We start from the raw sequence: 14,338 nt of genomic DNA, 5'->3' as shown, positions 1-14,338 counted from the left end.
GAACTCGGGCTTTTTTAATTCCCGCAAAGCAGTTAAGGAATTCTTAAGGTTTGGGCCGTACACTGTGTTTATTAAAAGCGGGACTTGCTTTCTTACTTAATAAACAGGTATATCGTTTGTGAATGGAGGATGTTTACATGAAAAGATTAGTCAAAGGAAAAATGGATTTCTTGCTGATTTTGATTATTTTGCTTTCAGTTTTTCTGAATTTTTATAATCTGAAGAATGCAGGTTCAAACAGTTATTATAGCGTTGCAGTGAAAAGCATGATGACAAATTTTCATGCGTTCTTTTATGCCTCATATGATCCTGCAGGCTTTATTACGGTGGATAAGCCGCCGGTTGCTTTATGGATCCAAACACTTAGCGCATTGATTTTTGGATTCAGCGATTTTAGTGTGCTGCTTCCGGAAGCTGCAGCTGGCGTTTTTTCTGTATTTTTGCTGTATGGCATTGTCAATCCTTATTTTGGCAGGACAGCGGCTTTGCTTTCAAGTCTGGTGCTTGCGTGCTCACCTATTTTTGTGGCCGTTGTCCGGACGAATAATGTAGACAGTATTTTGATTAGCGTTTTGCTGCTGGCAACGTGGGTGCTTATGAAATCGGTACAGAAGGAAAAACCTTCATGGCTGATGCTTAGTTTGGTTTTATTGGGCATTGGCTTTAATGTGAAAATGCTTCAGGCATTTATGGTTCTGCCGGCATTTTATTTGTTTTATTGGATATCTGTAAAAAAAGCACTAAAGCAACGGTTTCTGCATCTTGCAATAGCCACGCTGGTTCTTTTTGCCGTGTCGCTTTCCTGGGCATTTGCAGTAGATTCCATGCCGGAGAATAAACGGCCGTACATTGGAAGCAGCCAAACAAATTCAGTTTTGGAGCTTGCTCTCGGGTATAATGGAATCTCCCGTTTGACCGGCCAAGACAATCGCATGAATAATCAAAGCAAAAAGCAAAATAGCAATCTGCAGGGTTCATTTAGGGGGTTTCAGTATAACAATGGAGGAAACCCAGGGAACGATGCACCGGATAACATCCAGCAGGGTCCGGCTAATATGATACGCCCAGGGCAGTCAGGAGGAATGTTTGGAACTGGAAATCCGGGAGTTCTGAGATTATTTTCAAAAGAGCTTTCAGGCCAAATCAGCTTTTTGCTTCCATTTGTATTATTCACAATGATTGGATTGATTGTCACGTACAAAAAAGGCAGGGAGGTTACAAGGCAGCATAAGTTTGCCCTCTTTTGGCTTGCATGGCTGATTCCAATGATGATTTTCTTCAGCATTGCGGGGTTTTTTCATCAATATTATTTAAGCATGATGGCTCCTTCCATTGCAGCCTTAACAGGAATTGGCTGGACCGTTTTATGGAAGTTATACAGGGGAAACGAAGGGATGGGGAGGTGGCTGCTTCCCGGAGGCATACTGGCTTCGTTTTTGTTTGAAGGTTTAATTGTTTATCAAAACAAAGAGAGTGTTTCACTCGGATGGGTATTTGCCGCAATTGTTGCAGGATTGCTGTTATTTGTCACCCTTGCAGCATTCAAGGAACATAAACGGTATTCCCGCTTCTTTGCTGTAGCAAGCATTTTTGCCCTTTTGGCGATCCCTGCTTACTGGACTTGGATCACTATTAATAAAGCGGGTAATGCAATGATTCCAAGTGCCGGCCCGAGTGCATCATTTGCTGGAAGGAATGGGTTTAACCCGGATGGCGGGCAGGGAAGGGGAAGAGTTTTGCACCTCGAAGAAGGGCAATTTGCCAATGGGAATTCTGGATTTTCACATCAAAGAACGCAGCAGGGGAGCGTGCCTGAAGATTCAGCACCTTCCAAGTACCCAGGGAGCAATCTAAATGGAACGCCTCCTTTCGGGAAGATGGAAAATAAGGCAGATAGTAAGCTGCTGAGCTTTTTGAAGAAAAACAGTAATGGCGAAACTTATATCCTAGCAGTTCAAAGTTCACAAGAAGCAGACAACATCATGCTGCAGACAGATTATGCCGTCATGGCCATGGGTGGTTTCTCTGGAAACGATCCTGCATTAACTCCAGGAAGACTGGCGAAATTAGCCCAATCAGGGAAAGTCAAATACTTTTTGATTTCAGAAAACGGAAGAGGCGGCGACAGTCAAAGCAAAGTAAATGAATGGATCAGGAAGCACAGCAGGGCGGTTCCAGAAAGCGAATGGAAGAGCAGCAAAAAATCAGGCATGGTGCCGTTTAGCCAGGGCAGCCAAACCTTATATGAATATGCAGGTAAGTAAAACGGAATTAACTTTGAATCTGAATGGTAGGCATTACAGCAGGTTTATCGTATAATAGGCGTTATCCTGAATCAGGAATAAAGTGAAAGCAAAGAGGAGGAAAAGTAATGCAAGTAGCGACGTTTGCCGGGGGCTGTTTTTGGTGCATGGTAAGCCCATTTGAAGAATTGCCCGGTATTGAGAGCATTATATCCGGCTATACGGGTGGACATGTGGAAAATCCGGCCTATGAAGAAGTAAAGAAGGGGACCACCGGGCATTATGAGGCTGTAAAAATCACCTTTGATCCGGAGCTTTTCCCATATCAAAAGCTCCTGGATTTATTTTGGCCGCAAATCGATCCGACTGACGATGGGGGGCAATTTCAGGACCGCGGCCCTCAGTACCGGACAGCGATATTTTTTCATAACGAAGATCAAAAACAGCAGGCATTGGCTTCCAAAGAGAAAGTGGCCGCCAGCGGAATCTTCAAAAAACCAATTGTAACAAAAATTCTTCCGGCAGCTGCCTTTTACCCAGCAGAAGAGTATCATCAGGATTTTCATAAAAAAAATCCCAAGCATTATAAAGAAGACCGGAAACAGTCCGGCCGTGATGAATTTATCGCAGAAAACTGGAAAACTGCATCTAAATAACATATCGAACAGCCGGACTGAAATCCGGCTGTTTTCTATATATTGCGTTTGCTTGCAAGCACTAAATTACACTGTTTTTAACAGAGTTGGAATCTGCTGCATCTGTGTCGACTAACCAGGATATTGGAGTGACAATCGGTGAAAAATCGCCATTTTGCTCGCCGATCCCCTGATTTCTCTTGTAGGATACAAAGATGTCAAATTGCTGGTTGGGTCCCATTGAGATGAAAGACGAATTATCTATTGTATTGATTTTTAATGCAAAGAGGTTTAGCACCATAGGTGAAAAAATCATCTTTATTCCTCCTGTTCCATTCATTACGCATCAGCTGGCAGCCCCCTCGAGCGGGAAGTTTTACTTTAAGGAGTAAACTTTTCTGCTGCAGAGTCAAGCATATCACCGTCAGATAAAATGCCTTTAAAATGGGGAAGGATGCATCCGCATCCTACCTGCTGGCCAAAGCTTTGATTTTTCTTGGCGCTTACATATCTGCCAATTTTCACTGTCGAACCAACAGATACTGAACTGGACTGATCCATGCTGATGATGTTTACACAGCTGATATTAAGCTGATCCGGTTTCATGCTCATAATATTTACTCCCTTCATGCTAAACATGGAAATCTCCTTCTTATTACCATATTCCATATCCAAGGGAAAGATGTTTATAGGATGAATTTTCTTATAGACGTTTTATAACAGCACATTCATGCCAAAATAAAGCTGTTATAAAAACGCTCACATGCTACTATAGGAATATAGACTTACGACTAAATCCTCTAGGAGATTAAATGATGATAACTACTCTAAAAACCGACCATGAAATCTTGTACTCTCTTGTTGACAGTGCTGCTTTTTTTCAATCGGCAGCTAAAGAAGATATTGCCATATCCATATGCGACAGGGAAAAGTGGCTGCTGCAGCTTGACCACCCCAATATCAAGCTGGGCATAAAGGCAGGCGATCCAGTTTCAAAGAAAGATGAAGTAATACAAAGCGCTTTGCGTGGTAACAAGGGAGCAGGCAGGCCCCCATTTGAAGTTTACGGCATTCACTTTTTTGGCAAAACAATTCCGATTTATAATGAAAATAGAATTATTGGCGCAATGGGCATGGCTTATAATATTGATATATTATTAAAATTGGAAGATTGCATTGAAAAGCTGAACTCTATTACAAGAAAGATTATGAAGCTGATCACAAGTATTGTAGCTCAAGCAGGAGATCTTTCTGGTACAAACAGCAAATTATATTCCTTTTCTGAAAAAGCAAGGGAAAACTCCGAAAATATTGACAGCATTTTAAAGGTGATTCAGCAGATATCACGGCAATCAAACATCTTAGGGCTTAATGCCAATATTGAGGCTGCCCGGGCAGGGGAAGCAGGAAAAGGCTTTAAAATTGTGGCAGAAGAAATCCGGAAAATATCGAAGGAAACAGAGCATTCTTCAGGTGAAATTAATGAATTCATCCAGGTAGTCAAAGATAATATAAACGAAATTACAGAAGGTGTTTCACAGATCAGACAGCTAAACAGTCTGCAGTCCGGGCTGATTAGCGATGTAGCAGCAACGCTGGAAAGCCTATCTGATATTATAGAAGTATTAAGCGATTACATAAAAATTCTGGGATAATATCAATATGAAAATTCTTCTGCCGCTGGACATAGGTGATTATATCTAAGATTTATTTGTACTTAGTGTTTGAAAATATTTTTTAAGCAGGGCATGAAAAATCATGCCCGCTGATTCTTTTAGATGCTTTTTTTCATCCCGCAGGTACGGCACTCGCGGATAAACACGAATTCCTTAACGGAACTCTTGAAGGTTGCATTATTGCAATTATCACACCGGCCGCTAATGGCATCTGGATAATCACTGTAATCGTAGATCACAGACGTATCGACACCATTAAATTCTTTTGCTTCTTTTGTCAAGTGGCTCACCTCTTCAGGTTCTATGTTACCATATTTTCTGCATTACTATTTAAAATGTACTGGCAAAAATCAATCTGTATTGGATTTTTAACTTTAATAATTGCTGCAACTCTGCGGTATACCATAGCTGCCTGCACAAATTTCTAAAAGCAGGGCTCCGAAAAATAACCTCCAGTTTAATATAAATACTGGTGAAGAGCCAGTAAAAACGAGAAAACTCCTGCTGCCATTGACCTATCCGCTTTCTTTATTGTATTTCTATTAGCCCTATTAGTGAATGATTAACTTAGAGTTCGCTTCAGCTTGAATCAAACATGCAGGCGTGACAAAAAAACATACTATAATAGCAGATGCCGGTTAGCCCGCAAATAATAATTAAGCCTTTATAGGCGTTATCACGTGCTAAAAAGATTGAAATTTCACAACATTGTCACATTTCTTATTCTGACTGAATGCTTAAGCCAGATCGGCATCTTTTCCCCTCATAGTGCTGAAATAATCAGAGATAAAAAAATGCACCTTTCAACAAGATTTGTACATACGGGAAAAAAACAATCAGAAAGCACACAATAACTGTACATATGAGAAGAAGCGGAAAAATACGGGGCAATTGTGCTTGATAATCCTGATCTTCCTTCGCACTGGCTGTGCAAATCATGGGCCTGCTGGAATGGAGCACAAGCAGCAAAAGGAAAGATTTTATTGTTCGCTGACGGTGATACATGGTTTGAAAAGGACGGGCTTGCAAAGGCAATCGATACATTTTCTTCAAACAAGGAAAATGGATTCTGGACCATTCATCCTTTTCACAAAATGATATCCTTTTATGAAAAGCTGTCATGGTTTTTCACCTTGTCATCTATTCTTCAGCCGGTATTACAGCCATATTTGCCCCCAAAGCACCCAAGTCTTCAGGGGGATTCGGCCAATGCATGATATGCAGCCGGGACGCCTACTTTGAAACAGGAGGGCATGAAGCAATAAAAAACAGGTAGTAGAAAATTTTTCTTATAAAACGGGCTGTTTCTAGAGGATATCCTGCCTTCGCAATCAGCGGAAAAAGTATCCTGAATATGAGGATGTACAATGGGGGATTATCAAGTGTGATATTTGGATGGGGAAAGTGTTTTGCTTCAGGATCTAAACTGACTGGGCCAGGTCAGCTGATATTGATCATTGCCTGGATTGCTTTCTCCTTTTCCTTTTTAGCTAACAGTGCTGATACTGCAGCAGAAGAACCGTTCGCATTTTGCCTGAATTACTTGGTTATCTCACTTTTGCTTTACCGCACCTTAAAGAAGATAGGAAATTTCACATTCGGTGATGCTCTGTTATTTCCGCTTCACTTGCTTTTTTTTTATTCTTGTATTTGTGTATTCGCTCATCTCCACATTTGTTCTGCGGAACGCTTCATGAAAGGGCCGTAAAATTGCAGGTAAAGGAACAGGATGAAAACAGTGGCGATTTTAATTATCGATGTTGTCACATGGGTGCTTATTCATTTTGCGGGGGCTTATGTATCTGTAAGGCTCAGCGTGAGCTTTCTTGATTCTTTTCAATGGCTTTACAGAACGAGTGCCTTGAAATGGCTATTTACCGGAAAGTAAGGATAAAAAGGTGGATTAGTGAGCTCCTGATAAAGGGGACTGGGTTAAGGGAGGCATAAAAAAAAGCAAAATAAACCTAAAAAACAAAGAATGTATCCGCTTGTTTTTGCTTGAAACAAGACGGGCAGAAATCTCTCACTGGATTCAGCTCCTCCCTTCGCCGATATTTTTTGTTTTCAATGATTTTTGGGCTGGCTGCATCATGATTGTATACGCATTATGCTTTAATCTTCCACTGATTGCCATCCAGCGCTATAACCGTAACCGCCTTCTAAGAATCTCGGCGCGGCATACCCGCCCGGCGCAACTTAAATTATAAAAATTTCAGAGGGAAACAGATCTCGCTTATGCTATGGCTGAAAAATGGGTGAACGTAAATAGTCAAAATACATACGATAAAGTGTTGGAAGATTTATCTCCTAAACAAAACAGCCGGGAGGGACTTGTAATGGGTGATGGAGCAGGAATTGGATATGGAGGCGGCTTTGCTTTTGTAGTCGTTCTATTCATTTTGCTGATTATTGTCGGATGTAGCTGTGGAGGCTACGGCGGCTACGGATATTAATAAATATTTAAAAGCAGCTTGATGCTTATTAAGCTGCTTTTTTCCTGTTTTTTTATACTGCTGATTACCTTTGCGGCCTTAATGGTTTATCCAAGACTTTATCTGGACAGAAGGAGCAGCTTAAAGTAGATTTACATTAGGTGACTTAATCAAAAGGAGTTTGATTGATGAATAAAATGTTTGCAAGTGATAATAATTCTGGAATTCATCCCAAAATACTTAAAAGCATTTGTGAAGCAAATGAAGGACATGCAGCTTCATATGGCGGAGACTTATACACCGGGAAATCACTTGATGCATTTAAAAAGCATTTTGGCGAAAATATTTCGGTGTATTATGTTTTCAATGGAACTGGTGCAAATGTGCTGGCTTTGAAGTCAATGACCCGGTCTTATCATTCGGTGATTTGCAGTACCATGTCTCACATTAACGGAGATGAAACAGGAGCGTTTGAAAATTTCACTGGAGGAAAGCTGATCACATGCCCTTCTGCAGACGGAAAGATTACTGTCAGCGGGATAAAGGAACTATTAAAGCAGGCGGATTCGCCGCACCGCAGCAAGCCGATTGCGGTATCCATCTCGCAATGTACGGAGCTTGGAACGGTGTATACCAAAGAGGAAATCAGAAGCATTGCCGATTTTGTCCACGGAAACGGCATGTACCTGCATGTGGATGGAGCACGCTTAAGCAATGCAGCAGCCCATCTTCAGTGCAGTTTAAAAGAAATCACTGCCGACTGCGGTGTAGATGTTCTTTCATTTGGAGGCACTAAAAACGGTTTGATGGCAGGAGAAGCCGTTGTATTTTTTAATCAGCACTTAGCACAGGATTTCTTATACATAAGAAAACACGGATTACAGCTTGCTTCTAAAATGCGCTTTATCGCAGCTCAATTTGAGTGCTATCTGAATGAAAATCTGTGGCTGGAGAATGCGAACCACTCTAATGCCATGGCTGTAAAGCTTGCTGATGAGCTTTCAGCAATCCCAGAATTCAGGCTTTTATATCCAGTTGAATCCAATGCCGTGTTTGCTGTCATGCCGGATATGTGGATTAATAAACTGCAGGAAAAAATTGCGTTCAGCATGTGGAATCCTGATTCATCAGAAGTGCGCTGGGTTGCTTCATTTGACACCTCTGATAATGATATTCACCAGGTGAGAAAAGCAATTAAAGAAATTGCAGAAGAAATAAGCTGACTGCTTATGTGCCATCATCACAAGGCTTAAGGAAATTTCTTAAGCCCTTTTATTGATTATAATTAAGTGATAAACTTATATTTAATTAAAAAATAAGTTTTTTACTTGTTAAATAGGTATAAATAATTTATCCTTAAATCAAGCAGGGAAGTGGAATAGATGACACAAAAACAGCGTTTGGAAAAGATACTTGATTGGCTTAACGTGCAGTATGAGATTACTGCTGAAGATATTATGGATGAGTTTAAGGTTTCCCGGGATACAGCAAGGCGGGATTTAGTAAAGCTTGAAGAAGACGGGGAAATTGTCCGGGTAAGAGGGGGAGCCATTTTATCTTCTCATATGTCAGCGGTCGCTCCTTACCGGGAAAGAGAAATGCCAAAATCCAAAGAAAGCATTGCCCGAAAAGCAAGCAAGCTCATAAGAGACCATGATTATGTCCTTTTCGATACCTCCACTACAGTCGAAATGACAGCGCGCTTAATGAATAGCAAAAATATTACCGCTGTTACAAATTCAATCGATATTGTTCAGATACTAAGTGAAAGAGAAGGATATACCACTTATTTGGCAGGAGGCAAATTCAATAGGTTTAACAGGAATTTTACCGGGTTTTCCGCCTCTGAAGATCTGAAAAAATATAAAACAAATGTTTTATTTCTTGGCGCATGCGGAATAGGAGTAGATGGGCTGACTTCTCCCGACGAAGAAGAGGCACATATGAAAAATAGCATGATTTCATCATCGGAGAAAGTGATTGTGCTTGCTGACTCCACTAAATTTCAAAAAAGATTTTTTCATGGTGTTTGCGGACTGTCTGATATCGATGTTTTAATTACAAATACAGTTCCGCATCATGAGATAAAACAGAAGCTTGAATTATTTGGAATTGAACTGATTATTACAGAAATAGAAGGAGGATGAAGGGATGAATGCAATTAAAACGGGTTTGGCTGGTTACGGATTTTCGGGAGCTACGTTTCACGGTCCTTTTTTAAAAACAATGGAGGAGTTTGATATTGTTAAAGTTATGTCCTCCCAGCCTGAAAAAGTAAGAGAAGATTTAGGATATATAGAAGTAGTTAGAGAATTTGATAGCCTTGTGGAGGATCCTGATATTGAGCTCATAGTCATTACAACACCCAATCAGCTTCACTACAGTATGGCAAAAAAATGCCTGCAGCACCATAAGCATGTCATTATAGAAAAGCCGATGGTCATCGATCCGGCAGAGGCAGAGGAACTAATTGCTCTTGCTGAAGAAAATAAGCTGATGCTCAGTGTATACCATAATAGACGCTGGGATAATGATTTTCTGACGATCAAAAAATTAATAGCTGAAGGCACATTAGGGGAAATTTCAACCTATGAAGCTCATTTTGACCGTTTTAGGCCGCAAGTCCGGGACCGCTGGAGAGAGAAAGCCGGTAAAGGGTCTGGCATGCTTTATGATCTCGGGTCACACTTAATCGACCAGGCTTTGCATTTATTCGGGGAGCCCCAATTTGTAATGGCTGATGTTTTTGCACAAAGAGAAAACGCAGAAACGGATGACTACTTTCACATTATTTTGGGTTATGCAACCTTGAGGGTAATTTTGCACTCAGGCTCGCTTGTAGCCGACCAGGGACCACGCTATAAGGTACACGGCAGCAAGGGAAGCTTCATTAAGTCTGGCATAGACTGCCAGGAGGATGCTTTAAAAGCAGGGGAAGTCCCAGGAAGCGAAAATTGGGGGAAAGATAAAAAAGAATGGTATGGAGAGCTGACTGTAATCAGGGAGGGACAGGAAATAAAAGAAAGCGTGGAAACCGTTCCTGGGTCCTACAGCAGATATTATCAAGGTGCGGCTGAAGCCATCAGGGAAGGAAAGCCCAGCCCTGTCAGGGGTGAAGATGGACTGAAGACGATTAAAATCATAAAAGCAGCCCTTGATAGCAATCGGGAGAAGAGAGCGGTATATCTGAATGGAGAAGGAAAATAAAATGGAAACCGGCGAAAAATTAGCAGAGATCTTAAAGCAAGAGCAAGAATTGCAGTTTGAACAATTTTCTCACGATACTGCTCTGACACTAGGGCAAATCCTGATAGATTTGGCCAAAAAGGACAGCAAATCAATTGCTGTAGAAATTTCAAAAAACGGGCAAAAGCTTTTTTATCATGCCATGGACGGCACTAGTCCTGATCAGGAGCACTGGATCAGAAGGAAAGCAAATGTTGCTGCACGGCATAACCACAGCTCGTATTATATCAGATTATATAATGAATCGAAGAATCGTTCCTATTTTGAGGCATTTTCTGTGAGCCCTGAGGAGTATGCGGTGCATGGCGGCTCCTTTCCTCTAGCTGTGAAACATGCCGGTGTGATAGGAACCATTACTGTATCCGGCCTAACTCAGGAAGAAGATCATCAGCTAATCGTAGATGGCCTAAAAAGAATTCTTCACTCCTGATAGAAGTGCCATCTCTTACAAAACAGGGATGGCACTATTTTTTGTTTTCACAGCACTCAAAGCCATGGATATTGACCCGTTGTGAAGTGACATAGTCTTGCTGTCAGGGTGATCCGCGGATTTTGATAATGAAAAAAACAGGAAATTACTAGATTAATAAAAATTTACTAAAATTTTTACTTACATGTTTTATTATTTTAGAATAGGGTAAAAAAGAATGTTTAACTAGAAAGGGGCCTTACATATGGAACATGCAATCTTTCATCCCAAATTAATTGATTATTTGATTATTTTGGTCTACTTTGCATTTGTTATTTTAGTAGGTTTTGCTTTGAAAAGCAAAATGAAAACAGGTAATGATTTTTTTCTCTCCGGCCGTTCAATACCAGGCTGGATCACCTCCCTGGCATTTTTATCCGCGAATCTGGGTGCGATAGAAATGCTTGGGATGGCGGCAAGCGGCTATCAATATGGAATGATGACGATTCATTATTACTGGATCGGAGCGATTCCTGCGATGCTGTTTCTTGGTGTATTTATGATGCCGTTTTACTATGGATCAAAAGCCCGGTCTGTGCCGGAGTATTTAAAATTCCGCTATAATGAAGCAACACGGGGATTCAATGCCATTTCTTTTGCGGTCATGACCGTTCTGATGTCAGGTATTTCCCTCTATGCCATGGCTCTTATTCTCAAAGTGCTGCTTGGCTGGTCGATGAATTTCAGCATTATTCTTGCTGCAGCAATTGTTTTGGTATATGTAGGAATTGGCGGATTAACCTCATCCATCTACAATGAGGTGATTCAATTCTTCCTAATCTGGATTGGACTGCTTCCGATCACAATTCTATCATTAATTGATATGGGCGGATGGAAAGGCTTGATGAAGCTTCCTGAAACATATACACACATCTGGCATGGCACATCTACAGCTGCCGGAAATGGTATGCATGTGGAGTGGATCGGCATTACGCTTGGCCTTGGATTCGTGCTTTCATTCGGATATTGGACAACCGATTTTCTAGTTGTTCAGCGTGCGATGGCAGCAAAGGATATGACAGCGGCACAAAACACGCCGATCATTGCTTCCTTCTTTAAAATGGCCATGCCTATTCTGACTGTAGTGCCTGGTCTTGCAGCACTTGCTTTACTTCCTAAGCTTGGCCCAACAAGCCACGCAGGAAATTTCGATATGGCATTGCCGCTTTTGATGGCAAAATATTATCCGACCGGACTGCTTGGTCTGGGGATTACTGCACTGCTGGCATCATTCATGTCAGGTATGGCAGGCAATGTAACAGCTTTTACGACTATTTGGACATATGATATATACCAGGCATACCTGAAAAAAAAGGCCACTGATAAACACTACCTGTTTATGGGAAGGCTTTCAACGATTGTGGGAGTGATCATCAGTATTGGAACAGCTTATATTGTGATGGGCTTTCCGAGCATAATGGATTATATGCAAACGCTTTTTGGTTTCTTCAATGCACCATTATTCGCTGTATTCCTTCTTGGAATGTTCTGGAAAAGAGCCAGTGCATGGGGCGGATTCTTCGGTCTGGTTACCGGAACATTGACGGCCTGCGTCCTGTACTATGGCCTTCCTGAAGACTTCTTTGCAAGTCCTGCCGCAGGAAACTTCTGGAGAGCATGGTGGGCTTTCTTTGGAGCCATTGTGGTAGAAATTATTGTAAGCCTGCTCACTAAGCCAAAATCGCATTCCGAATTGAAAGGTCTTGTTTACGGGCTCGGTGATAAGCTTTCTCACAAACATCTTTCATGGTACAGAAATCCGAAAATTTTGGCTGTCATTTCATTGATTATTTTTATCATCATTAACATTTGGTTCTTTTAGGGAGGAAAAATATCATGAAAAAAAATATTTTCCTGGATATCCGTATCAATATTGGACTCATTTTTTTAATTATTGGACTTATTCTTGTCATTTCAGGAATCATATCTCCGCCAACCTTGAAATCGCTTCACGGTCTAAATATCAACCTGATCTGGGGCGCTGTAACGGCAGTCATTGGCGTGATATTTTTGCTGCTGTATTTAAAAAGGCCGAATATCGACTAACATTTAAAAAAAACCTATCCATATTGGGGCTGTTGACAATCTAAAAGGAATATCCTGAATCTGTATAGAATCAATTTCTATACAGATTTTTTATTAGAGGGAATTTCTATGATAGGACGCAACGATGAGTACCAGAGCAAAATGGAGTTTATTGATTTGAACGATTTTGTTCCTGCTAATCATATTCTCCGTTTGATAATGGAGAATATTGACTTCTCTTTTATATACGATAAAATGGAAAGCTTCTATTCAAAAATGGGTAGAAAATCTTTGGATCCCGTCCTCCTTTTCAAGATGTTGCTTATCGGCTATCTTTTTAATATTGATTCAGAACGCGAACTTGAACAAGAGGTTCGTTTAAATCTTGCATATAGATGGTTTTAATTAAGAATGTAGGGCGGATCGTGGATACGATACTACTCCTATTCACCATGGATTAAAAACCTTAGGCATAACTGGGTATATCAGTCCCATTCAGTATGATACGGCATTTAATACAACCTCGCATAGGATGTTTACTTATAACAGAGAAAACGATACATACGTTTGTCCAAATAAGAAGAAAATGGCTTTTACACATTTAATGAGAAAGGGAGAAATATATTACAAGACCTATTCGGCAAAAAACAAAGCCTGTCCTTTCAGGCAAGAATGCTTCGGGGAAACAGCAACCAGAAGGACCATATCACGCCCTATCGCCCATGAGCTATTAGAAGAAAACAGGAAAAGGGCAAAAACAAGTGATTATAAAATGGTCCAAAAACTAAGGAGGGTGTGGTGTGAAGGCTCGTTTGGAACCATGAAAATAAAGCACAATTTATATAAGACATATAAGAGGGGCATTCAAAAAATCCATGAAGAATGCCTCTTTTCAGCGTTGGCACTAAATCTAAAACGGATGATAAAAGTAATGAACTAGCAGCAAAATATAAAGTTACATACTAAATAAACAAGCTGTAACGACAAAAAATCAAAATGGGGAAGGAGCAAAAGCTCTTTCCCCATTTTGTCAACAGCCCCATATTGGATGGTTTTTTTTAGTTTGCGAATTTTATAGTGTTTTGCAGAAGCATGGCATATATTTAAAGTAATATTTCATGCTTTTGAAGGGAGTTATTAAGGAATGCAGCAGATCAAGTGGTTAATATCGATGTTTCTCAATGAGCCCTTATGGTTTAAAGCTTTAATTTGTGCTTCTTTATTATCTTCGGTTATTTTCAGCAATTCCTATTTTTCTTATAACCCCTGCTTCCAAAGCCTATCTAAATTGGCTGCTTGCATCTTTTTTTGCGCATACGGAATTAGAATGAGGAGCAATCAAAAAATCGCGATATTCTTCTTCGCAGCAGCTGCTTATTGTATCTTTTTGTCTCTTAAAGCAGTAATGTATAGCTGATACAATGATCGGTAATCATTGTATCCTAGGTTCCTCAAAAAATGGCAGTTTTTTTAAAAGTCGCTGAAATTTCTCAATGCTGTTTTTTGCAATATGGGTATTAAGGCTTCTGAAGCTCTTTATGGAGGTTTGCACCATCCGCAGGTATGGCTGCAGTGAAGGACTCCATAATGCAGATAAAGAAAGCCTCTAAAG

At 40.6% G+C, this 14,338-nt stretch carries 18 protein-coding genes; 15 read left to right on the top strand and 3 right to left on the bottom strand.

Translation table 11 applies throughout. The features are described 5' to 3' along the window. The first annotated feature begins 137 nt into the window (after nucleotides 1–137). Together ACN6MY_RS14865 and msrA are read left to right on the top strand one after the other, a co-directional pair. A complete protein-coding gene (locus ACN6MY_RS14865) occupies nucleotides 138–2,264 on the top strand; it encodes a glycosyltransferase family 39 protein (RefSeq protein ID WP_419880893.1) in 2,127 nt (708 codons plus the stop codon). 107 nt (nucleotides 2,265–2,371) lie between these two features. Further along, complete coding sequence (msrA, locus tag ACN6MY_RS14860) at nucleotides 2,372–2,899, top strand: peptide-methionine (S)-S-oxide reductase MsrA (RefSeq protein WP_419880892.1); 528 nt, start codon at nucleotides 2,372–2,374, stop codon at nucleotides 2,897–2,899. 61 nt (nucleotides 2,900–2,960) lie between these two features. Here msrA and ACN6MY_RS14855 read toward each other — a convergent pair whose 3' ends face one another. Both ACN6MY_RS14855 and ACN6MY_RS14850 read right to left on the bottom strand, forming a co-directional pair. Further along, nucleotides 2,961–3,194 (bottom strand): hypothetical protein, encoded by a 234-nt coding sequence (locus tag ACN6MY_RS14855; protein ID WP_419880891.1) that lies wholly within the window; start codon nucleotides 3,192–3,194, stop codon nucleotides 2,961–2,963. A gap of 65 nt (nucleotides 3,195–3,259) precedes the next feature. After that, nucleotides 3,260–3,490: a hypothetical protein gene (locus ACN6MY_RS14850; RefSeq protein ID WP_419880890.1), complete on the bottom strand. Its 231-nt coding sequence runs from the start codon at nucleotides 3,488–3,490 to the stop codon at nucleotides 3,260–3,262. A 200-nt stretch (nucleotides 3,491–3,690) separates the two neighbouring features. Between ACN6MY_RS14850 and ACN6MY_RS14845 the strand changes: the two genes are divergently transcribed. Then, nucleotides 3,691–4,533 carry a methyl-accepting chemotaxis protein gene (locus ACN6MY_RS14845; RefSeq protein ID WP_419880889.1) on the top strand — a complete coding sequence of 281 codons (843 nt, stop codon included), beginning with the start codon at nucleotides 3,691–3,693 and terminating at the stop codon, nucleotides 4,531–4,533. 119 nt (nucleotides 4,534–4,652) lie between these two features. On the opposite strand, the gene ACN6MY_RS14840 is transcribed toward ACN6MY_RS14845, so the two are convergent. Further along, entirely contained in the window at nucleotides 4,653–4,835 is a 183-nt protein-coding gene (locus ACN6MY_RS14840; RefSeq protein ID WP_419880888.1) for a hypothetical protein, read from the bottom strand. A gap of 612 nt (nucleotides 4,836–5,447) precedes the next feature. Between ACN6MY_RS14840 and ACN6MY_RS14835 the strand changes: the two genes are divergently transcribed. The 12 genes from ACN6MY_RS14835 to ACN6MY_RS14780 all read left to right on the top strand — a co-directional run bounded on the left by ACN6MY_RS14835 (nucleotide 5,448) and on the right by ACN6MY_RS14780 (nucleotide 13,666). Further along, nucleotides 5,448–5,771 carry a glycosyltransferase gene (locus ACN6MY_RS14835; protein WP_419880887.1) on the top strand — a complete coding sequence of 108 codons (324 nt, stop codon included), beginning with the start codon at nucleotides 5,448–5,450 and terminating at the stop codon, nucleotides 5,769–5,771. A 521-nt stretch (nucleotides 5,772–6,292) separates the two neighbouring features. Then, entirely contained in the window at nucleotides 6,293–6,442 is a 150-nt protein-coding gene (locus ACN6MY_RS14830) for a hypothetical protein (protein ID WP_419880886.1), read from the top strand. A gap of 55 nt (nucleotides 6,443–6,497) precedes the next feature. Next, entirely contained in the window at nucleotides 6,498–6,761 is a 264-nt protein-coding gene (locus ACN6MY_RS14825) for a hypothetical protein (RefSeq protein ID WP_419884178.1), read from the top strand. A 129-nt stretch (nucleotides 6,762–6,890) separates the two neighbouring features. Beyond that, complete coding sequence (locus ACN6MY_RS14820) at nucleotides 6,891–7,007, top strand: YjcZ family sporulation protein (protein WP_071351489.1); 117 nt, start codon at nucleotides 6,891–6,893, stop codon at nucleotides 7,005–7,007. Nucleotides 7,008–7,174: 167 nt separating this feature from the next. Beyond that, on the top strand, nucleotides 7,175–8,209 hold the full coding sequence (locus ACN6MY_RS14815; RefSeq protein WP_419880885.1) for a threonine aldolase family protein: 1,035 nt from the start codon (nucleotides 7,175–7,177) through the stop codon (nucleotides 8,207–8,209). A 159-nt stretch (nucleotides 8,210–8,368) separates the two neighbouring features. Beyond that, nucleotides 8,369–9,133 carry a DeoR/GlpR family DNA-binding transcription regulator gene (locus ACN6MY_RS14810; protein ID WP_419880884.1) on the top strand — a complete coding sequence of 255 codons (765 nt, stop codon included), beginning with the start codon at nucleotides 8,369–8,371 and terminating at the stop codon, nucleotides 9,131–9,133. A gap of 4 nt (nucleotides 9,134–9,137) precedes the next feature. Next, complete coding sequence (locus ACN6MY_RS14805) at nucleotides 9,138–10,193, top strand: oxidoreductase (RefSeq protein WP_419880883.1); 1,056 nt, start codon at nucleotides 9,138–9,140, stop codon at nucleotides 10,191–10,193. A 1-nt stretch (nucleotide 10,194) separates the two neighbouring features. Next, complete coding sequence (locus ACN6MY_RS14800; RefSeq protein ID WP_419880882.1) at nucleotides 10,195–10,662, top strand: heme-degrading domain-containing protein; 468 nt, start codon at nucleotides 10,195–10,197, stop codon at nucleotides 10,660–10,662. A gap of 244 nt (nucleotides 10,663–10,906) precedes the next feature. Next, nucleotides 10,907–12,523: a sodium:solute symporter family protein gene (locus ACN6MY_RS14795; protein ID WP_419880881.1), complete on the top strand. Its 1,617-nt coding sequence runs from the start codon at nucleotides 10,907–10,909 to the stop codon at nucleotides 12,521–12,523. Nucleotides 12,524–12,537: 14 nt separating this feature from the next. Then, on the top strand, nucleotides 12,538–12,747 hold the full coding sequence (locus ACN6MY_RS14790; protein WP_419880880.1) for a hypothetical protein: 210 nt from the start codon (nucleotides 12,538–12,540) through the stop codon (nucleotides 12,745–12,747). A gap of 108 nt (nucleotides 12,748–12,855) precedes the next feature. Beyond that, nucleotides 12,856–13,131, top strand: a complete 276-nt coding sequence (locus ACN6MY_RS14785) for a transposase (protein WP_419880879.1) — start codon at nucleotides 12,856–12,858, stop codon at nucleotides 13,129–13,131. 127 nt (nucleotides 13,132–13,258) lie between these two features. Continuing rightward, on the top strand, nucleotides 13,259–13,666 hold the full coding sequence (locus ACN6MY_RS14780; RefSeq protein WP_419880878.1) for a transposase: 408 nt from the start codon (nucleotides 13,259–13,261) through the stop codon (nucleotides 13,664–13,666). Nucleotides 13,667–14,338 lie beyond the last annotated feature (672 nt).

It is taken from the genome of Peribacillus sp. B-H-3 (genome assembly GCF_048572925.1).
In the GTDB taxonomy this organism is placed as follows: Bacteria; Bacillota; Bacilli; order Bacillales; family DSM-1321; genus Peribacillus.
Note: the sequence above shows the minus strand (reverse complement) of the source record. Positions and strands in the feature narration are given on the sequence as shown.

Bases quoted from the DNA above. Each gene is read 5' to 3' on its own strand.
- ACN6MY_RS14865 (WP_419880893.1), top strand. From the start codon at position 138: ATGAAAAGATTAGTCAAAGGAAAAATGGATTTCTTGCTGATTTTGATT.
- msrA (WP_419880892.1), top strand. From the start codon at position 2,372: ATGCAAGTAGCGACGTTTGCCGGGGGCTGTTTTTGGTGCATGGTAAGC.
- ACN6MY_RS14855 (WP_419880891.1), bottom strand. From the start codon at position 3,194: ATGATTTTTTCACCTATGGTGCTAAACCTCTTTGCATTAAAAATCAAT.
- ACN6MY_RS14850 (WP_419880890.1), bottom strand. From the start codon at position 3,490: ATGAGCATGAAACCGGATCAGCTTAATATCAGCTGTGTAAACATCATC.
- ACN6MY_RS14845 (WP_419880889.1), top strand. From the start codon at position 3,691: ATGATGATAACTACTCTAAAAACCGACCATGAAATCTTGTACTCTCTT.
- ACN6MY_RS14820 (WP_071351489.1), top strand. From the start codon at position 6,891: ATGGGTGATGGAGCAGGAATTGGATATGGAGGCGGCTTTGCTTTTGTA.
- ACN6MY_RS14815 (WP_419880885.1), top strand. From the start codon at position 7,175: ATGAATAAAATGTTTGCAAGTGATAATAATTCTGGAATTCATCCCAAA.
- ACN6MY_RS14810 (WP_419880884.1), top strand. From the start codon at position 8,369: ATGACACAAAAACAGCGTTTGGAAAAGATACTTGATTGGCTTAACGTG.
- ACN6MY_RS14805 (WP_419880883.1), top strand. From the start codon at position 9,138: ATGAATGCAATTAAAACGGGTTTGGCTGGTTACGGATTTTCGGGAGCT.
- ACN6MY_RS14800 (WP_419880882.1), top strand. From the start codon at position 10,195: ATGGAAACCGGCGAAAAATTAGCAGAGATCTTAAAGCAAGAGCAAGAA.
- ACN6MY_RS14795 (WP_419880881.1), top strand. From the start codon at position 10,907: ATGGAACATGCAATCTTTCATCCCAAATTAATTGATTATTTGATTATT.
- ACN6MY_RS14790 (WP_419880880.1), top strand. From the start codon at position 12,538: ATGAAAAAAAATATTTTCCTGGATATCCGTATCAATATTGGACTCATT.
- ACN6MY_RS14785 (WP_419880879.1), top strand. From the start codon at position 12,856: ATGATAGGACGCAACGATGAGTACCAGAGCAAAATGGAGTTTATTGAT.
- ACN6MY_RS14780 (WP_419880878.1), top strand. From the start codon at position 13,259: ATGTTTACTTATAACAGAGAAAACGATACATACGTTTGTCCAAATAAG.